Source organism: Thermostichus sp. MS-CIW-38 (assembly GCF_054058415.1).
Genome location: NZ_JBSSAH010000017.1, coordinates 1 through 19686 on the forward strand (window position 1 = coordinate 1; position 19686 = coordinate 19686).

At 59.6% G+C, this 19686-nt stretch carries 16 protein-coding genes and 1 tRNA gene; 3 read left to right on the forward strand and 14 right to left on the reverse strand.

Annotation, left to right across the window (positions count from 1 at the left end):
* Together ACVWXZ_RS07560 and ruvB are read left to right on the forward strand one after the other, a co-directional pair.
* Positions 1-723 (forward strand): photosystem II q(b) protein (locus ACVWXZ_RS07560; protein WP_457482346.1); only part of this gene is annotated, 723 nt, incomplete at its 5' end.
* Positions 724-863: 140 nt separating this feature from the next.
* The gene (gene ruvB, locus ACVWXZ_RS07565) at positions 864-2000 is read left to right on the forward strand and encodes a Holliday junction branch migration DNA helicase RuvB (protein WP_457388670.1); all 1137 of its coding nucleotides are present in this window, start codon (positions 864-866) and stop codon (positions 1998-2000) included.
* A 50-nt stretch (positions 2001-2050) separates the two neighbouring features.
* Here ruvB and ACVWXZ_RS07570 read toward each other — a convergent pair whose 3' ends face one another.
* On the reverse strand, positions 2051-4747 hold the full coding sequence (locus ACVWXZ_RS07570; RefSeq protein WP_457403735.1) for a phycobilisome rod-core linker polypeptide: 2697 nt from the start codon (positions 4745-4747) through the stop codon (positions 2051-2053).
* A gap of 193 nt (positions 4748-4940) precedes the next feature.
* Between ACVWXZ_RS07570 and ACVWXZ_RS07575 the strand changes: the two genes are divergently transcribed.
* On the forward strand, positions 4941-7124 hold the full coding sequence (locus ACVWXZ_RS07575; RefSeq protein WP_457403734.1) for a glycosyltransferase 61 family protein: 2184 nt from the start codon (positions 4941-4943) through the stop codon (positions 7122-7124).
* Here ACVWXZ_RS07575 and ACVWXZ_RS07580 read toward each other — a convergent pair.
* The 13 genes from ACVWXZ_RS07580 to nifB all read right to left on the reverse strand — a co-directional run bounded on the left by ACVWXZ_RS07580 (position 7125) and on the right by nifB (position 19040).
* A tRNA-Leu gene (locus tag ACVWXZ_RS07580) sits at positions 7125-7208 on the reverse strand. It abuts the gene before it with no gap.
* Positions 7209-7363: 155 nt separating this feature from the next.
* The gene (locus ACVWXZ_RS07585; protein ID WP_457441878.1) at positions 7364-8566 is read right to left on the reverse strand and encodes an L-lactate MFS transporter; all 1203 of its coding nucleotides are present in this window, start codon (positions 8564-8566) and stop codon (positions 7364-7366) included.
* A 136-nt stretch (positions 8567-8702) separates the two neighbouring features.
* Entirely contained in the window at positions 8703-8903 is a 201-nt protein-coding gene (nifT, locus tag ACVWXZ_RS07590) for a putative nitrogen fixation protein NifT (protein WP_414373889.1), read from the reverse strand.
* The gene (locus tag ACVWXZ_RS07595) at positions 8900-9163 is read right to left on the reverse strand and encodes a nitrogen fixation protein NifZ (RefSeq protein WP_011430646.1); all 264 of its coding nucleotides are present in this window, start codon (positions 9161-9163) and stop codon (positions 8900-8902) included. Before ACVWXZ_RS07595 ends, nifT begins: the two co-directional genes overlap by 4 nt.
* On the reverse strand, positions 9160-9309 hold the full coding sequence (locus tag ACVWXZ_RS07600) for a hypothetical protein (RefSeq protein WP_011432085.1): 150 nt from the start codon (positions 9307-9309) through the stop codon (positions 9160-9162). The genes ACVWXZ_RS07595 and ACVWXZ_RS07600 overlap by 4 nt, the downstream gene beginning before the upstream one ends.
* Entirely contained in the window at positions 9299-10486 is a 1188-nt protein-coding gene (gene nifV, locus ACVWXZ_RS07605) for a homocitrate synthase (protein ID WP_457482347.1), read from the reverse strand. The genes ACVWXZ_RS07600 and nifV overlap by 11 nt, the downstream gene beginning before the upstream one ends.
* Positions 10487-10739: 253 nt before the next feature.
* Positions 10740-12275: a nitrogenase molybdenum-iron protein subunit beta gene (gene nifK, locus ACVWXZ_RS07610; RefSeq protein WP_457482348.1), complete on the reverse strand. Its 1536-nt coding sequence runs from the start codon at positions 12273-12275 to the stop codon at positions 10740-10742.
* A 65-nt stretch (positions 12276-12340) separates the two neighbouring features.
* The gene (gene nifD / locus ACVWXZ_RS07615) at positions 12341-13804 is read right to left on the reverse strand and encodes a nitrogenase molybdenum-iron protein alpha chain (RefSeq protein WP_457482349.1); all 1464 of its coding nucleotides are present in this window, start codon (positions 13802-13804) and stop codon (positions 12341-12343) included.
* A 95-nt stretch (positions 13805-13899) separates the two neighbouring features.
* On the reverse strand, positions 13900-14778 hold the full coding sequence (gene nifH / locus ACVWXZ_RS07620; protein WP_414355674.1) for a nitrogenase iron protein: 879 nt from the start codon (positions 14776-14778) through the stop codon (positions 13900-13902).
* A 277-nt stretch (positions 14779-15055) separates the two neighbouring features.
* Positions 15056-15994 (reverse strand): Fe-S cluster assembly protein NifU, encoded by a 939-nt coding sequence (gene nifU / locus ACVWXZ_RS07625; protein ID WP_011432081.1) that lies wholly within the window; start codon positions 15992-15994, stop codon positions 15056-15058.
* Positions 15995-16050: 56 nt separating this feature from the next.
* A complete protein-coding gene (nifS, locus tag ACVWXZ_RS07630) occupies positions 16051-17250 on the reverse strand; it encodes a cysteine desulfurase NifS (RefSeq protein WP_041436140.1) in 1200 nt (399 codons plus the stop codon).
* 34 nt (positions 17251-17284) lie between these two features.
* Complete coding sequence (gene fdxB / locus ACVWXZ_RS07635; protein WP_011432079.1) at positions 17285-17578, reverse strand: ferredoxin III, nif-specific; 294 nt, start codon at positions 17576-17578, stop codon at positions 17285-17287.
* A gap of 25 nt (positions 17579-17603) precedes the next feature.
* Positions 17604-19040 carry a nitrogenase cofactor biosynthesis protein NifB gene (gene nifB / locus ACVWXZ_RS07640; RefSeq protein WP_457403728.1) on the reverse strand — a complete coding sequence of 479 codons (1437 nt, stop codon included), beginning with the start codon at positions 19038-19040 and terminating at the stop codon, positions 17604-17606.
* Positions 19041-19686 lie beyond the last annotated feature (646 nt).

Sequence of the window (19686 nt, forward strand, 5' to 3'; positions counted from 1 at the left end):
ATTGTGCTGCACTTTTTGATTGGGGTGTTCTGCTACATGGGACGCGAATGGGAGCTGAGCTACCGTTTGGGGATGCGGCCCTGGATTGCGGTGGCCTACTCTGCGCCGGTGGCAGCGGCCACAGCAGTGTTTTTGATTTACCCGATTGGGCAGGGGTCGTTCTCGGATGGGATGCCCCTGGGGATTTCGGGGACCTTCAACTTCATGCTGGTGTTCCAGGCAGAGCACAACATCCTGATGCACCCGTTCCACCAGCTGGGCGTGGCTGGCGTGTTTGGGGGTGCGCTGTTTAGTGCCATGCACGGGTCGCTGGTGACCTCGAGCCTGATTCGGGAGACCTCGGAAGAGGAGTCTCAGAACCTGGGGTACAAGTTTGGGCAAGAGGAAGAGACCTACAACATTGTGGCGGCGCACGGGTATTTTGGCCGGTTGATTTTCCAGTATGCGTCGTTCAACAACAGCCGGAGCCTGCACTTTTTCCTGGCGGCTTGGCCGGTGATTGGGATTTGGTTTACGGCGCTGGGGATCAGCATCATGGCGTTCAACCTGAACGGGTTCAACTTCAACCAGTCGATTGTGGACAGCAACGGTCGAGTGGTTGGGACGTGGGCTGATGTGTTGAACCGTGCCAACCTGGGGATGGAAGTGATGCACGAGCGGAATGCGCACAACTTCCCGCTGGATTTGGCGGCGGTGGAGGTAGCGCCTGCGGTGCGTGGCTGATGGCCTGACCTGACGCTTCAACAGCATTGGTGGATCCCCCGGCTTGGTCTGGGGGATTTTTTTGTTCTCTTTGCTGGGGTGATCTTTCCCAGAGCTTTTCTAGAGTTAAATTGGGGCCATTGCCTCTGTGACTTAGGGATATGGCAATCATTTCTTCTCGGGATACAGGCCAGAACGCTGAGGGCCCCAAGCGGCGGCAGCAAAAGTCTTCAGCCTGGAGAAAAGAAGGCAGAGAGTTGAGCTTTGCTGGGGAAAGGGGAGCGGATCCCTCTGCCCTGTTGCAGCCGCAAGCCCACCCTGGCGAAGCCCAGGAAGAATCCCTGCGCCCGCGCACCCTGGCGGAATATATTGGCCAGACGGAACTTAAAGAAGTGCTCTCCATTGCCATTGCGGCGGCCCGCGCTCGCCAAGAGCCTCTGGATCACCTGCTGTTCTACGGCCCGCCTGGTCTAGGCAAAACCACGGTGGCAGCAGTGCTGGCGGCAGAAATGGGATCCCAGTTCTACATGACCACCGCGCCGGCTTTGGAGAGCCCCCGCGACATTGCCGGGTATTTGGTGCGCTTGAAGCGGGGGGATGTGTTGTTTATTGACGAGATCCACCGCCTGCCCAAGGTTACAGAAGAATTGCTCTATCCGGCGATGGAGGATTTTCGTCTTGATATCACCATTGGCAAAGGTCGCTCTGCTCGCATCACCTCTCTGCCCTTGGAACGCTTTACCCTCATCGGGGCCACAACCCGCATTGGCGCCCTCACTTCTCCGCTGCGGGATCGCTTTGGCCACGTGCAACGGCTGCACTTTTACGAGCCTCACGAGCTGGTGCAGATCGTGCTGCGCACGGCTCGCCTCTTAAATGTCTCCACCGATCCAGAAGGGGCTGCAGAGATCGCCCGCCGTTCTCGGGGCACGCCCCGCATTGCCAACCGCCTGTTCAAGCGGGTGCGAGATTACGCCCAGGTGCGAGGGGATGGCCACATTAGCCAAGAAGTGGCAGCAGCCGCTCTGGAGCTGTTCCAGGTGGATCCCATGGGTTTGGATTGGATCGATCGCAAGCTGCTGACGGTGCTGGTGGAGCAGTTCGGTGGAGGGCCAGTGGGCTTGGAGACGATGGCCGCGGTGACGGGTGAGGATCCCCAAACCATTGAAGAAGTGTATGAGCCTTATCTGCTGCAGATCGGCTACCTGCAGCGCACGCCCCGGGGTCGAGTGGTTACCCCTGCTGCGCTACGGCATCTGGGCTATGAAGCCCAGTCTCCTCTGCCTTTGTGGAGCTAATTTGTCTTTCCCTTCTCCCGCAAGGAGAGAAGGGGTTGAGAGCTCCATATCTAGCTGCGGTCATTGCCCACAGGGCTGAAGCTGGGCACCACCAGCTCGCGGTTTTGCTTGGTAAGGCGACCGTACAGCTCCTGCGTGTTGGGGAAGTTGGCCGCCGGCAAGGTGGGGAAGCGGCGATAGGGCACCGTGTCCTCGCCGAAGAGATCCCGATACTCCTGGGTGTTCAGCAGGGCGCGCACAAAGGCTTTCACCCCCTGGGTGGCCAAGATCTGGTTGTACTTGCGGATCTCCTGCTGGTTGAGGGGTGCACGGCCCAGGAAGTGCTTGGTGCCCAGCTCGATCACCTTGGTGTTGGGATAGGGGGCATAGAACTCGGAGCGGTACAGCTCGGAACACCCCAGGGCCTCGATGAACTCCTTGACGGTGATCTCGCCGTTGCGCAGCTTGGACTCGGCAGAGCTGAGCTCGGCGCTGATGTTGTAGATGTCCATATCCCGCTCGAAGACCTGCCGGTAGGCGGCGCGGATGAGGTTGTTGACTTCCGCTTTGTTGGCCAGGCTGGTGAGCTTGAAGACAGGGATCTCTTGGCGTACCTTGGGCACCCCCTGCTGGGCCCGCCGCTGGATTTCCAGCTCGCCGGAAGGCATATCCCGAGGCTGACCCAACTTGACAAAGAGAGGGATGTCGTCGTCGGTGCGAATGGGCTTGGTTGCAACAGCCATGTCGCTGGATCCCGACCGCATCCGCCGCAACGCCAGACCGCCGGGGGTGAGGTAGCGCTCATAGGGCACGATATCTTCCCCGAAGACCTGCTGGTACTCCTCGCTGTCGAGGATGGCGTCCACGACGGCGTAGAACCCTTGCTTGGAGGCGATGTCAAATAGGCGGTTCATCTCCTGGCGCCCGTAGGTGGGTCGGCCCAGCAGCTTGCGGTGGATGAACTCGATGGCTTTGCAGACATACAAGCTGGACCAGTACTTGTTGCGGAAGAGATCCGACTTGGCCAGTTGGCGCACAAACTCTTTGACAGGAATTTCCCCCGACTCCAGCTTGATCTCCCAGCGGGTCAGCCGTTGGCCTTCGTAGGGCATGTAACCGTACACCTGCTGGTAGCAGGCGCGGATCACCGCCTGGGTGGATCCCTCGCTGCCGACAATGCCGGCCCGCACCCCTAGCCGCCGGCTGCGATCGCCGGGAGTTTGGGTGAGCTTGAAAACCTTCGGGCCAAGGCTGCCGGGATCCCCCACTGCCTTGGGATTGGTGCGCTCGTTGGTCAGGGCAAAGCCGCGCCGGATGAGGATGCGCTTGACATCTTTGTTGAAGGGAGCAGGGCGGGCGCTGAGGGAACGGGTTTCCTTGGGGAAGATGGCCCCAAATTGGATCTCCAGCGGGTCATTGCCGGAGCCATAGGCATGCTGATCCGGCAGGGGCCGGTTGTAGCGGGCAAAGAGGGTAATGAACTGGGGCACCTTGCGGCGGGGGGCAGCGTAGGTGTAGAGGTCGAATTTGGCCCCCCAGTTGGCGCTGGTTTGGGCTTCTATCCCCAGCTTGCGCAGGTAGGGTACCGTCTCCTCGCCGAAGTAGTCCCCGTACTCGCGGCTGTCCACCAGCGCGTCCACCAGGCCGGCCAGACCCTTGCTGGAGATGATGGAGAAGTAGGTCTGCACTTCCTCGCGGGTTTCGGGAGCCCGCCCCAGGAAGTGGCGGAAGGCCAGCTCCACGACGCGGCTGTTGATGTAAGGCTCGTAGAACTGCTTGCGATACAGCTCCGATTTGCCCAGGCGGCGAATGAACTCCTTCATGGAGATCTCGCCGTTTTTCACCTTCGACTCCAGGTCGGAAAGCTTGAGGCCGTAGGCGCGGCGGATATCCCGCTCAAACACCTGTCGATAGGCGGCCTTGATGACTTCTTCTTTCTCGGCGTTGGACAGCCCCGGCTTCATGGCAAAAACGGGAACTTTCTCGGCAGCCAAGTTGTAAACCTGGGGTAGCTGCAGCCCCTGCAGGGGCAGGCCGTCGGCGGTGCTGGCATTGCGCTGCCGCAGCTTGTCGGAAGGGGCGGGGGCGATGAACTCGCTCAGCAAGACATCGAAATATTGGTTGATGATGGCAACTGCTTCGGCATCTTTGCGGAAGTAGCCAGCCGCTGCCCGCTTCATCTCTTGAATGGCGACAATGGTGGCCTCGGCGGAGCAGGCATTTTCGATGATCTCCCGCAGGCCGCGGGTGTTGACGGCGATGATACTGGGATCCCCGGCCACCAAAGCGTAGGTGACGTAGCGCAAAAACCAGCTCAGATCCCGCAGCGATTTGCGCATGTTGGCAGCTCCGTAGCGGGAGATGTTGATGGGGCGGAAATTGGGGGGAATCTCCACACCGCTGGCGCTAAAGATGTTGCGGATGGCCTCAATGAATCCGCCGGTGGATTCCACGTAGAAGGCAGTACCCAGCTTGAAGGCTTCTTTCTCGTCTTGGGTCGCTTCTGGCCGCTCCAGATAGGCCATGGGCGAGCCCCCTGTGAAGATGCGGTTGGCTGCCCGGCTGACGATGATTTCCGAATTGGCCGCAATGACCTCGGCAATCTCTAGCCGTTTCAGGCCGCTGGAGAAAAAGTCCTCGAGGCGATCCAGCTCGGTGCGTCCCAGATAGCGATCCTGCTGTTCCGCCTGGGAGATGGTCGATACAGGCACGGTTTGGTAGAGACGGGGGTTGGAAACGACTGCGCCAGCGGATACGTTGATACCCATCGATCTTTTAAACTCCGTTTTGATCGAAAAAACTGCCGACAAAGGCCGAGGACAGTGCCATCGAAGGGGGTGAAGAGGCTGACCCACGACTGGAGGAGCATCCCTCTCTGAGCTGAGAAGGATCGATGCCCGATCCCTGAGGGGGAAGCCAAGCCTAGAATACTAGGGGCACGGGCCCAGAGTGGGGAGGTTGTTGCAGTTTGTAACACTGTTTCTCATCCACAAAGACATGGCTCTCAACCCAGCTCTACCCTCCCATCTGTTGTCTTCCGCTTTTCTCCTTGAGGATTGGGAGCAGGGACATTACGAACGCGTTACCCAGGTTTTACAGCAACAGCTCGAGCAGGGATCCCCCTCTCCAGAGCTGTATTGGGAGCTGGGAGCCGCCTATCTCCTGCTGGGTCGGGAACTGGAGGCGCAGCTGGTGTGGCAAGAGGGCTTGGCGATGCTGCAAGCGGGGGGGGTGGCCGAATCCGAGGCCGTCTACCACCTGCTGAGGAGCTTGCAGGCTTTGGCGGAAAGCCTGTGGGAGAAGGGCCATTGGCCGCAGGCAGCAGCTCTGTATCGGCAGCTTCTGGAGTTGGGGGATGGACAGCTGGAGCTGTCTTCTGGCCAGGCTTTGGCTGCTCACCGCATTGGCCTGACCCAAGAGCGGAGCCGGCTGTGGGCTGCGGCAGCGGAGTGGTTTGAGCGGGCTTGCCAGCAGGATCCGACGGCGGCAGAGAGTTTTTGGCGCTGGGGCTTGGCCCTGATGAAGCTGGGCCGTTTGCGAGAGGCGATTTCCCCTCTGCAGGAGGCTGCGCGGCTGCGCCCTGAGTGGGGGGATCCCTGGGTACAGATGGGCCTGGCGTGGCTGGATCTGCAGGATCCAGTTCAGGCTGTGGGGTGTTTCCAGGCGGCTGAGGCGCGGGGCACCGGGACAGCGCAGCTCTACAGCTACTGGGCGGAAGCGGAAGTGCGGTTGGCTCACCCTGAGGCGGCTTGGGAGAAGGTTTGCCGAGCGGTGGCAGCGGAACGGAATTGGGTGCAGGCGTGGTGCGAGGGCAGCGGCAGAGAAAGCCCTCTGCGGTCTGGACTGGAGCAGGCATGCAGAGGGGAGGGCCCCGATTGCCTGCTGTACTCGGCTTGGCGGCAGCGTTGGGCTCCAGAAGGCGTTGCCCCTCCAGCAGACTCCTTTTCCCAGAGCACTCCCCCTACAACTGACTTCTGGCCAGTGCCAACCCAAGGCTACCTCACCACCCGACAGTGGCATCAGGCCACGGGCGAAGGGGACTACCAACTGCTGGATCCAGGGGGGGTTCTCTGTCTGAAAGCGCCCCCTGCGGCTGATCCCGCCATTTTGCAAAAGTTGCGCCCGCAGCGCATCCCCTTGGCAGAGACCTTTGTCGCCCAGATCCCCCGAGGATCCGTCCACGTGGGCCACTATCCCCGCCACCTCTACGCCAGCTTTGCCAGCGGGGTGCTCACCCGCCGGGGAGAATTGCTCGCCGATCTATCCCTGAGCTTGCCGCCGCCGGAGTTCCTCGACTGGGACTACAGGCCAGATCACCTGCGACACCACCCCCTGCTGGGCTTGCCCCATCTCCCCCCACCGATCCCACTGGATGGCCCCGTTGCCCTCTTGCCCTTGGGAGCGGTCAACTACTTTCACTGGATGGTGGATATTTTGCCTGCCTTGGATATCCTGCGGCGGTCGGGCGCCCTGGAAAAGGACATCCCCATCTTGATCCACGGGTATCAAAGAAAGCCCTTTCAGGTGCAGAGCTTGGCTGCTTTGGGGATCCCAGCCGAGCGCATCCTCAGCTTTGAGCAGTTGGGGGGATCCCATCTGCAAGCCCAAAACCTGATCGTGCCCTCAGCAGGCGCTCCGGTGGGGTGCTTGACCCCTAGGGGATTGGAGGTGCTGCGGCAACTGGCCCAGCCGAGTTTCTCCATCGACCCCCTGCAGCCGCGGCGGATTTACATCAGCCGTCGGTCTGCCCGCTGGCGGCGGGTGATCAACGAAGCGGAGGTGCTAGCCTGTTTGCACCCTTGGGGATTTGCACCGGTGCAAATGGAAACCCTTTCTCTTCAAGAGCAAATAGCCCTAATGCAAGGGGCAGAGGCGGTGATCGGGATCCACGGGGCGGGCCTAACCAACCTCGCCTTTTGTCCACCCGGCACCACCGTCATCGAGATCTTGCCCAGCAATGCAGTGCTTCCCTATTTTTGGAGTATTGCTCAGGTGGCAGGGCTAAGGTACTTCCCCTTGGTGGCACCTGTTTGTGATCCGGCTTTGGTGGCTCTTCTTTCCAGCCCCGATTTGGATCGAGAAGATGCCTGGGCTCGGATCCCGGACTTGCTGGAGGTGCTGGAACAGACAGGGATCAGAAGATGATGGGATCGGAGGGACTCGAACCCTCACGTTCTTTAGGAACAACGGATTTTAAGTCCGTAGCGTCTACCATTCCGCCACGATCCCATCTGTCGGCAACAGCCGTACTACTCTACCAAACTGCTCGCCTTGGGGAGGCAAGTCTTTAAGTTGGTTCACCCAGCCCTGCAGTGGAGGGTATGAAGTAGGGGATTGCTGCCCCTGCTGATGGGATCCCTGCTGTGCCCGCTGGCTTGAAGCTCCTACAACTTCTCTTTCAAAAAAACGTTGGCCACCCAGATCCCCACCACCGCCAAGGCGGCCATCCCATAAAAGGTATAGCTATAGCTGCCCAGCCTATCGCGAATTTGCCCCGCGATCATCGTTCCCACCAAGGCCCCAACTCCATAGGCGGTAAACACAATGCCGTAGTTCTGGGCGTAGCGTTCGGGATCAAACAAGCGCAGGGTCAGGGCGGGAGCCATGGCCAGCCACCCCCCCAGGCAAAACCAAAGCAAGGAAAAGGCTACCCAGTAGCCCAGAAGGGATCCCTGGGGAGGCAGGAGCATCAGCCCACAGGCCAGCAGGATCAGCCCATAGGAGCCCGTAGTGACCTGATGGGGATGTAATCGATCGGCCAACCAGCCAAACAGAGGACGGCTGAGCCCGTTGAAAATGGCGAAGAGAGCCACGCTGTTGGCAGCCGCAGGGGGATCCAGGCCGATCAGCTCTTCCCCCACAGGACCAGAAATCCCAATGGCGCTTAAACCGATCAGAGTGCCGATGGCGTAGCAGATCCACAGGCCATAGAAGGAGGGGTTTCTCAGCAGAGGGAGAGAGCGCCGAGAAGTCAACGGAGAGCGATCTGGGCCATTCGTGGATTTTCTTGGAAAAGGTGAGGAAGGGATCCAATCGGGGGGAGGAAATCTCAGTTGGGTTGCGATCCCCAAGATCACCGCTGCAAAGAGGATCCCCAAAATCAGCAGCGTAGGCCGAGCCCCCAGTGCCTCGATCAAGCGGTTGGCTAGAGGAGCGGTAAGCAGGGGGGATAGGCCAAAGCCGATAATGGTGGACCCCACCGCCAATCCCTTGCAATCGGGAAACCAACGGGCTGCCACGGCCATCGGCACCCCATAGGCAACCCCTACTCCGCTACCGGCAATCACCCCATAGCAGAGGGTGATCCACCCAATGGAGGGGGCGAAGCTGGCCAGCCCATAGCCCAAACCCACCAAGCTGCCCCCTAGAGCCAGTACTCGGCGGGATCCCCAGCGGGGGATGACAAACCCTGTGATGGGCATGAGGGTAGCGTAGAACACGAGGGCAACCGTGTAGGGCAGCAGGCTCTCACTGGCCCCAATCCCCAGCTCTGTTTCCAGGGGCTTGCGGAAAATGCTCCAGGAATAGACGGTTCCCAAGCAAAGAAGAACCAGGAGCCCCTGGAGGATGAAAAGCCATCTCCCCATATGGGCCGGTTGTCCATACAAAGTAACGGGGAATCCAACCCTTTTCATGGGTATCTAGAGCTTGTTGGAGCTGAGTTCAACCCATTCTCTCAGCCCTTTCGGGGATAGGCCAACAGAATTTTTAGCCAACCGTTGGCTAGAGGCGTTTGGCCTCTACCGTCCTGGGCAGAGACAAGGGATCCGGCAGCTCTGGGATGGACAATTCCCAACCGTTGCTCAAAGTAAAAATGGTTTCCCCGGCCTCTGAACGGGTGGCCACAACCGATTCTTCCAGATCTTTTTTGGGAACGTAGACCATCAAATGCCCGTAGGCACTTTCGTGCAGGATGACTTTCATAGCCCTTTCTCCACAAGTTCCAACTCTTGGGCACGGCACCCCACCACCAAGCCTTTGGCCAAGCAGTGGACGGCATAGACGTAAAACCGTTGTAGAAAGGTGCCAATGGAAATCACGTAACCTTCGTCGCCCGGAACGGCCAAGATTTTCCCCACCGGCTGGCCGAAGAAGGTGCCATCGTTGCGGATGACCTTACGGATGCGGACTTTGTCGCCCAGCTCAAATTGGGGAGGGCGATCCAGCTCCAGTTCGTCGCTCATGGGGTACCTCCTGTGATTTCTGCCAGCACCTGACAAAGCTCTTGGCGGGTTAGGCTGCGGCCTACTTGGCGCGCCCGTCGAGACACGGCTGCCAAAATGGCCTGAGATTTGGAAGTTTCCTTTCCGGACAAGCGGTTAGACAACATCGGGATGGCTCTCCTCTGGGATGGGTTCTGGAGTGTGTTGCGCCCATTGCGTCAGCGTTGCGCGGCAATAACGGGCCAGTTCCGCCGGTGGGATCGGATGCTTGCAGTGGGTGACGTGCTGCCGCACCTGTTCCAGGAGCTTTTCCAGCTGGCCAGGCGGGATCTGCTCGACAGGGATCCCGTGTTCCTTGAGGATCTGGAGCAGCAAATGCCTGCCGGAGTGTTTGCCCAACACCAGCCGCCGCTGGCTGCCTACCGCCTCTGGCGGGAAAGGCTCATAGGTCTGGGGATCCCGTAGCACTCCCGCCGCATGAATCCCCGACTCGTGGGCAAAGGCGTTGTCGCCAACGATGGCCTTCCAGGGGGGGAGGGGAGCACCGCTGGCCCGTGCCACCTGTTGAGACAGCTCCCGCAGACGGCAGGTATCCACCCCAACATCGATCCCCAAGGTGCAGCGCAAAGCCATCACCACCTCTTCCAGGGGGGCGTTGCCGGCTCGTTCCCCCAGGCCGTTGACGGTGGTGTTTACCGACTGAGCGCCGGCGCGGACTCCGGCCAAGGCATTGGCAGTGGCCATGCCCAGGTCGTCGTGGGTATGCATCTCCACAGGGATATCGATGGCCCGCACCAGACGGCGAATCTGCTTGTAGGTGCTAAAGGGATCCAAAATGCCCACCGTATCGCAGTAGCGGAAGCGCCGACAGCCCCAGCTCTGGGCCATTTGGGCCAACTCGATCACCTGCTCCAGGGGGGTGCGGCTGGCATCTTCTGCCCCCACCGAGACCCACAGCCCTTGCTCCAAGGCCATCTCCACGCATTGGCGCAACTGTCGCAGCAGCCGAGGGCGATCCCCTTGGAACTTGGCAGCGATTTGCCGATCCGAGACCGGCACGGAGATGTGGATCCGCTTGAGGCCGCAACGAATAGAGGCGAGGATATCGCTGGGCACAGCCCGGTTCCAGCCCAGCAGCTGAGCCCGCAGCCCCAGGCTGAGCATGGCGCGAATGGCTTCCGTTTCCACGGCGCCCATGGCCGGGATCCCCACCTCGATCTCGGGCACGCCAATGGCATCCAAGAGGGCAGCAATGGAGATTTTCTCGGGGATTTGGAAGGCTACCCCTGCCGCTTGCTCCCCATCGCGTAGGGTGGTGTCGTTGATGGTGATAGAGGAATTCATGGGATCCATCCTCCAAGACCTACGGCCCGCCTAGGCAATCGGTAACCGTCGATGGTGCTCCGCACCGCTAGCGGGACCCCGGTTGCGTCAGGGCAATCATGTCCAGGGTAGAAAGCTCAACCAAGTTGCCGCAGAATTCATCAGATTCCTGTAAGGCTTGGCTATTCCTCTTAGCGGGGTGGAGTCTTTGGAGCAGGGGATCCTTGACAAAGTCCGACAAAGTCCGGCCTTTGGGATCCCGCTGCTCTGGCCATCAACGAATTAAGTCGAAGGAGATGTCGGTTTTGCCGGGGATGATGCTGCGCCGATCTGCCTCATCCAGAATGGTGTTGACAATCCAGTTAAGGAGGTTGAGCGCCCCCACATAGCCATAGGTGGGGTAGCGGTGCAGGTGGTGGCGGTCGAAGATGGGGTAGCCGATGCGCACCAAAGGCGTGCCCGTATCCCGCCATAGGTATTTGCCGTAGGAATTGCCGATCAGCAGATCCACCGGCTCGGTGAACATCAGAGAGCGCAGATGCCAGAGATCCTTGCCCCCCCAGACGGTTGCCCCCTGCCCATAGGGGCTAGAGGCCAGCAGTGCCCGCGCCTCGGTCTCAAACTCCTCGTTGCTGTTGGTCACCACCACATGGATCGGCTCCGCTCCCAGCTCCAGCAACAGGCTGAGCAAGCCCATCACCAGATCCGGATCCCCATACAGGGCTACCCGCTTGCCGTGGATCCACGCTTGGGAGTCCGTGAAAGCATCCACCGCCCGGCCCCGTTCGATCTCCAGCTCGGCGGGAATGGGCTTGCCCGTTAACTGGGATAGCTGCATCAAAAACTCATCCGTGCCCCGAATACCCACTGGCCGCGCCGTCAGGGTGGGCCGACCCGAGGCCTCTGCTAGAAACTCCAGGGTCTTGGGCGTGGTGTAGCGCTGGAAGGAAAAAGTAGCCTCGGCGTTGAGGCATTGGGCAGCCGCCTCCAAAGGGGTTCCTCCGGGATACATGTGGAAAGTGCCGTCGTTGGGCGAATCCAAATAGTCGGAGTTGTCCGCCAGCAGGGTCAGCGGGATCCCGAATAAGCCGAAGATGCGCTTGATCTCCCGCAAGTTGCCCATGTAGGTATCGAAGCCAGGGATGACGTTGATGTAGCCATTGCTACCCGTGCGGCCCACCGGCTCGGTGAGGGTGCTGAGAATGGCCTTGAGCATGTTGTCATAGCCGGTGATGTGGGATCCCACAAAGCTTGGCGTGTGGGCATAGGGCACCGGGAAGTTGTGGGGAATAACTCCCTCATTTCTGGCCGTGGTGATGAAGGCTCCCAGGTCATCCCCGATCACCTCCGCCATGCAGGTGGTGCACACGGCGATCATCTTGGGCTTGTAGAGGGCGTAGGCATTTTCCAGTCCCTCGATTAGGTTTTTGAGGCCGCCAAACACCGCCGCATCTTCCGTCATCGAGGTGGAGACCGCCGAAAAGGGCTCCTTAAAGTGGCGGGTGAGATGGGTGCGAAAATAGGCCACACACCCCTGGGATCCATGGACGAAGGGCAAAGTTCCCTCGAAGCCGACAGCGGCGAAGATGGCCCCCAAGGGTTGGCAGGCTTTGGCGGGGTTTACCGTCAGGGCCTCCCGTTGAAAGTTCTTCTCCCGGTATTCCCAAGATTTTGTCCATTCGGCCACCCGGGCCACTTCTTCCGGGGAAGGGAGATCTTCAAAGGTTTGCTTGCACTGCAGAAGCGCCTGATATTCCGGATCTTGAAACAGGCGGGCGTGATCTTTGATGTCTTGGATATCTTGCGGCATGGTCGGTCTCCTAATGAGGGGCAGGGGAAGGAAGGGCCGTTGGCGTCTGGGATCCCGGCGGCAAGCTAAGACTTCCAGGGGGCTTTGACCAGATCCCAGGTGGGGCTATTCAAGGCCAGATCCATATCGCGGGCGAACACGGCAAAGCCGTCGTAGCCGTGGTAGGGGCCGGAGTAGTCCCAAGAGTGCATCTGGCGGAAGGGCAAAGCCATCTTTTGAAAGACGTACTTCTCCTTGATGCCGGAGGCGATGAGATCTGGCTTCAACCTCTTGGCAAATTCTTCAAACTCGTAGCCGGACACGTCATCGTAGATGAGGGTGCCATCGTCGATGTACTGGGTGGTGCGCTTGTAGTCGTCGCCGTGGCCGAATTCGTAGCCGGTGGCAATCACCTCCATGCCCAGCTCCCGGAAGGCCGGGATGACGTGGCGGGGCCGCAGTCCGCCCACCATCAGCATCACCCGTTTGCCCTCGAGGCGGGGACGATACTTGGCAATGACAGCCTCGCTCTGGGGCTGGTACTTGGCGATCACCTGCTCCGCCTTGGCCTGAATGGTCTCGTCGAACCGCTGGGCGATGGCCCGCAGCGACTTGGCAATTTGGGTGGGGCCAAAGAAATTGAACTCCAGCCAGGGGATCCCGTAGGTTTCCTCCATGTGGCGGCAGATGTAGTTCATGGATCGGTAGCAGTGGATGAGATTCAGCTTTACCCGGGGGGCAAGCAACATCTCGTTCCAGGTGCCATCGCCGGAAAACTGGGTCACTACCCGCAGGCCCATCTCTTCCAGCAAAATCCGGGAAGACCAGGCGTCGCCGCCGATGTTGTAGTCCCCAATCAGGGCCACATCATAAGGGCCGGGCTCAAAGTTGAGGGATCCCTCCTTGGCTTTCTTGTCGGCAATGGGCAGAACCCAGTCCCGCACTGTATCGTTAGCAATGTGGTGGCCCAGGGACTGGGAAACCCCCCGAAAGCCCTCGCAGCGCACCGGCACCACCGCTTTGCCAATCTCTTTGGCCGCTTTTTTAGCCACCGCCTCGATGTCATCCCCAATTAGGCCAACGGGGCATTCGGATTGGATGGTAATGCCTTTGGCCAAGGGGAAGAGTTCGCTGGCTTCTACCAAGAGTTTGGCCAGTTTTTTGTCCCCCCCAAACACCACATCCCGCTCCTGGAAATCAGAGGTGAACTGCATGGTGCCGAAGGTGTTCACCCCGGTGATTCCCACGTAGTAATTGCGCCGTCCCGACCAGGAGTAGTAGCCGCAGCCCACGGGGCCGTGGCTGAGGTGGATCATGTCTTTGACCGGCCCCCACACCACTCCTTTGGAACCGGCGTAAGCACAGCCGCGGGTGGTCATGACGCCGGGGATGGATTTAATGTTAGATTTTACTCCGCAATCTGCTTTGCCCTCGTCATAGATGTTGAGGTGCTTAGCTCTCTTTTTCTGAGCTTTTTCGGGGTAGGTTTCCAGAACCTCCGTTACGATTTTCCGGGTTTCCTCTTTGAGGGTACTTTTCAGAGTAGTCATGAGAACCTCAGCTATTGGGTGTCATGGATAAAAGCCACAGTGCGAAGGGGGGCTGAGGGAGGAAACCAGCTACCCCCAGCCCGTCTTTTCGGGGATCAGACAGGGGCCAGCTCTTTTTCGGTTTTGCCGATGAGGTGGGCGATTTTCTGGTCGTCGTCCAAAACGCCGAACTCTATCAACAACTGCTCCAGCTCATCCATAGAGATGGGGGTGGGGATCCTCAGATCCGTGTTGTTGATGATTTTTTTGGCCAGGGCGCGGTACTCGTCAGCTTGGTTGCAGTTGGGGGAGTACTCGATCACCGTCATGCGGCGCAATTCCGCGTGCTGAACCACGTTGTCGCGGGGGATGAAATGCAGCATTTTGGTGTTGAGCTTTTCGGCCAGAGCTTCGATCAGCTCGATCTCGCGATCCACTTTGCGGCTGTTGCAGATCAAGCCACCCAAGCGCACGCCGCCAGAGTAGGCGTATTTCAGCACGCCGCGGGCGATGTTGTTGGCCGCATACATGGCCATCATTTCGCCGGAGCAAACAATGTAGATCTCTTGGGCCTTGCCCTCCCGAATGGGCATGGCAAAACCGCCGCAGACCACGTCCCCCAGCACGTCGTAGCAGACAAAGTCCAGATCCTCGTAGGCACCGTTTTCTTCCAAGAAATTGATGGCAGTGATGATGCCTCGTCCGGCACAGCCAACACCAGGCTCGGGGCCACCGGATTCCACGCAGCGCACCCCTCGGTAGCCGGTGAGCACCACTTCTTCCAGCTCCACGTCTTCTACGGATCCCCGCTCAGCCGCCAGGTGAAGGACGGTGGTCTGGGCTTTGCAGTGCAACATGAGGCGGGTGGAATCGGCCTTCGGGTCGCAGCCGACGATCATGATCCGCTGTCCCAATTCGGCCATACCAGCAACGGTATTCTGACAGGTGGTGGATTTGCCGATACCGCCTTTGCCGTAGAATGCAATTTGTCTCATGGTTCAGTTCTCCTAATGAAGACTTGAGGAAAAACTTGAGGGCGACTTAAGGGTTAGAAATCTCTTGCCAATGGGCGCAACTGGTCGCATTAGCGAGACGGGATCCTTACTGCAAAGGATTTCAGCTCGCGGGGAGGCAGCCTTGGATCCCTTGGAATCCAAAAGCAAACCGGTTGAACGGTGGGGCTCTCCCGAATCGAGGCAGGAGATGGGGGAAGCGACGGGGAGTAACAGTGGGGCAGATCATAGGGCTCTCAGGCTTATCGAGAATGGGCAACTAGAGGGCATGCACGGTTAAGGTGGGCCACACCTGTTCTTGCAGGCGGGTTTCGATGAGCAACCGCAGGGTGTTTTGCTGGCTGGGGCAGGTGGTGCAGGATCCCTTGAGGCGTACCCACACCTGATCCCCTTCCAGGTCGTACAGCTCCACATCGCCGCCATCGGCCAACAGCAGCGGGCGAACTTCCTCCTCCAGGACGGCCTGAATGCGGGCGATCTTTTGCAAGGTGGTGAGGGGAGGGGGTGTCGCTGTTGCCGAGACAGGAGGGGGAGCAGCAGGAGAGGGCTCTGTCTGGTTTTGGGAGTTCCCTTTTGAATTTCTTGAATCTTCTGAAGGGATCGTGTCGGTCTCGGCCAGAACGGCGGCAATCAGGTCTTCAATCTGGGCCAGGCAGGAACCACAGCCACCACCCGCTTTGCTGTAGGCTGTTACTTCCTCAGCGGAGGTGAGGCGGTTTTCCCGGATCAGGCGGCGGATCTTTTGCTCGCTGACGCCAAAGCAGGAGCAGACCAAGGCGCTGTCATCATCCGTATGGTCAGGTAGGGGAAGGCCGCGATAGCTGTAGATGGCTGCCTCCAGAGCCTCTTGCCCCATCACCGAGCAGTGCATCTTGGCGGGGGGCAAGCCGCCCAGGTAATCGGCGATCTGGCGGTTGTCGATCCGCAGGGCTTCATCCAGAGTGAGGCCGGTGATCAGCTCCGTCAGGGCCGAGGAAGAGGCAATGGCGCTGGTGCAGCCGAAGGTTTGGAAGCTGGCAGCCAAGATGCGCTCGCTGGCCTCGTCCACCTTTAAGTAGAGCCGCAGGGCATCGCCACAGGTGATGCTGCCCACTTCTCCCACCACCACCCGAACACCAGGCTCGGAGCTGGGATCCATCGCCCCTTGGTTTTTGGGGTGGTAGAAGAGTTCCAAAACTTTTTCGCTGTAGTCCCACATGGCTGGATCCTGAGTTGAGGATGCTAACGGTCGAGGGAAGATGAGTTTGAGGGGGGTCAGCGGCGAGCCAGTTCCCGTTCCTGCTGTTGCAGCCAGTCTTCCGCCTCGTGGCTGAAGGGGGAGATGGCCCGCAAATGCTCAATGATCCCCGGCAAAACCTCCAGCACCCGCTCCACCTCTGCCGGCTGGGTAAAGCGAGAGAGGCTGAAGCGGATTGAGCCGTGCAAAACGGTGTAGGGCAGGCCCATGGCCCGCAGCACATGGGAGGGCTCCAGGGATCCGGAAGTGCAGGCGGAGCCGGAGGAGGCGCAGATGCCGTATTTGTTCAGCCAGAAGAGGATCGCTTCCCCTTCCACGAACTTGAAGCCCAAGTTGGTGGTGTTGGGCAGCCGCTGAGTGGGGTGGCCGTTAACCTGGACATCCGGGATCCGCTGTAGCAAGCCCTGCTCCAAGCGATCCCGCAGCAGCCGCTCATGGGGATCCCCCAGGTGGGCTTGGGCCAGCTCAGCCGCTTTGCCCAGGGCGATGATGCCCGGCACATTTTCCGTCCCGGCGCGGCGGCCCCGCTCTTGATGTCCTCCCAGCAACAGAGAACGGAAGCGAAAGCCCCGCCGCACATAGAGGGCGCCGATCCCCTTGGGGGCATGCAGCTTGTGCCCGGAAAGGGTGAGGAGATCCACCGGCAGGCGCTGCAGATCGAGAGGGATCTTGCCCACCGCCTGTACTGCGTCCACATGGACAACAGCCCCATAGCTGCGAGCCAGGGATCCCACCGCCTCGATGGGGAAAAGCACGCCCGTCTCGTTGTTGGCGGCCATGCAGCTCACCAGGGCAGTATCGCCGGTCAGGGCTGCTTCCAACTCCAGCAAGTCCAGGCAGCCTTGCTCATCCACCGAGAGGTAGGTGACGCGGTAGCCTTGTTTTTCCAGGTGCTTGCAGACGTTGAGCACCGAGGCGTGCTCTACCTGCGTGGTGATGATGTGGCGCTTCTGGGGTTGGGCTGCCAAGGCTGCATAAATGGCCGTGGTGTTGCCTTCGGTGCCGCCACTGGTGAAGACGATCTCCGTCGGGTCGGCTCCCAGAAGGGCTGCCACCTGTTCGCGGGCTTGGTTAAGGGCACGCCCCACCTGGCCGCCAAAACTGTGCATCGAGGAGGGGTTGCCGTAGAAGGTCTGCAAATAGGGCAGCATCGCCTCCAGAACCAGGGGATCCACGGCGGTGGTGGCGTTGTTGTCCAGGTAGATCACAGGGTTCATACAGGCTCCGGTACAAGATAGGGGTTGGGCAAAGTTAAACGGCTTGCGGAGCGTGGGAATGGCACTGCTTTGGGCAAATGCGGGCGCAAGCCTGACAGCCGATGCAGAGGGCAGCGTTGAGGATGGTCATCACTTTGCGCTCACTTTCTTCTTCCTCTTCGTTGTCGACAAACTCGCCGTCTTCGTTGAGGGCTCTGAGGGCGAACACACCCCGGCCACAGACTTTGAGGCAACGGCTACAGCCGAGGCAGCGGCTGATATCCAGGCTTTCGATAAACTGTGGGATCCAGGGCAGTCCGCCTTTGGTGAGAGCAGTTACAGTAGCCATGGCCGCGTCTCCAAAAGATGAGGTCTCAAGATCGGGAAGATTTGCTGTCCAAGGTCTGGTTGACCAACCAGGTGCGGTAAAACTTGAGGGCCACCGTTTCAATGAGGTCGTAGTCTTCCACCACTTCGATGCCGGCCTCGCGAATACGCTTCATGGGGCAATCGCCGATCTTGGAGACCAGCACGGCTCGGCAATCCCGGATGAGATCCAGGATTTGCTCTAGGTTGTTGTCCTCCCCGGATCCCCCGTGGCAGTACTGCGGAACCTTGCGGTGGCCGACAAACTGCGCCCCACGGGCGTTGACCTCGTAGATCAAAAACTCCCGTGCATGGCCGAAGTGGCGATTGACCAAGCCACCGCCTTTGCTGGCCACGGCCACCAGGATGGAGGGGCTGTCGGGAGGCAGGTCAGCTGTCCAGTGGGTTGGGGTTGACTGCTGCTGAGCTTGCAGTTGGGCAATGCTTGCCTGGACCTGGCGGCGTTTTTCGGGGTCGTATTCGGGGGTCATCTGCATAAAGCGCTCCTTGGTAAACTCTTGGCTGCGGTCTTCCCCCAGAAGGCCCACCGCGTCCGCCCGACACTGGCGACAGTGGCGCATCATCCGCATGTTGCCGGAGCACCGATCTTGCAGGGCTTTCAATTCCTGAGGGGTGGGGCCCCGCTGGCCGATGAGGCCGAAGTAGGTGCCGTGTTCAGGCGCCGAGATCAGGGGCATGATGTTGTGCAAGAAAGCCCCTTTCTCCTGGATCACCCGGTTCACTTCCAAGAGGTGGGTGTCGTTGATGCCGGGAATGAGAACGGAGTTGACTTTGCAGAGGATGTCTGCCTCCCGCAGCAGATCCAGGCTTTCCATCTGCCGTTCGTGCAGGATGCGGGCTGCCTCCACCCCTCGAATGCGCTTGCGTCGCCAGCGGATCCAGGGGTAGATCCTGGCTCCGATCTCCGGATCCACCATGTTGATGGTCAGGGTGACGTGGTCAATGTTCAGCCGTTTGATCTCGTCGATGTAGTCCGGCAACATCAGGCCGTTGGTGGAAAGGCAGAGCTTGAGATCCGGAGCTTTCTCGGCAATGCGGGCAAAGGTCTCGAAGGTTTGCTTGGGGTTGGCCAAGGGATCCCCAGGCCCAGCAATGCCCACCACCGTCAGTTGCGGGATCTTGCCGGCAATCACCAGCACTTTGTGGGCGGCTTCCGCCGGGGTAAGCAGCTCGCTGACCACACCGGGCCGGCTCTCGTTGGCACAGTCGAACTTGCGGTTGCAGTAGTTGCACTGGATGTTGCAGGCGGGGGCTACCGCCACGTGCATGCGGGCGTAGTGATGGTGAGCTGCTTCGCTGTAGCAGGGATGGGTGGCGATGCGTTGCTGCAGATGAGGGGGGAGAGCCTGGCGGGGGCTGCTGCTGCAAGCGCAGGCCGATGGGGAAGGGGATCCCTGGCGGGGCGGAGTTGAAAGGGGCGGCATAGTGGGGTCAACCAGGGGATAGAACGTTACTGGCGGTTATATCAACCGCCCTCTGCCCGCTCCGTTGCACTCAGCCCGGTAGAACTGATCGAGTTTATTGGCTTTGTACTCAAGACCTGCAAAGCCTGATGGCAGGCCAAATCCAACTTTTTTTAGGGGTCAAGGGTCTGGTTTTTCAAGGCCGGGGATGCCGTATTTTGACCCAAAGGGGCGGGGGATCCGGCTGTGGGGAGGATCCCCGGAATCCCTGATTCGACAAGGGCTTGGGGCAATGCTTAGGAAATACTAAAAATCTGCTCAGATGCACTCAAGCGCCGCAGCCTCGGCTGCGTTTTGCATCAATTGCTACGATTTAATATCGTATCAGCCCAAAAGTGTATTGAAAATAGCCGTTTGAGTTTGAGGAAAGATCCCCCTGGGGCAAAGTCCTCGCCAAGGAAGTGAAGACTATTGCGGCGGCAGGCCGTCGGACTTTCTTGTTGTGACAGGGGGGATGTACTCGCTCAAATACCCATACCCTTCCCCAAAAATACCGGATCCCTGCGGGCAAAAGACTCAACCCCCTGCCCTCAGAAAAACTTTTTTTGCCCTCTGGGCCAAGCTTCCAGGGTTTGAGTACATCGGCAATAACTCAATCAATCCTGAT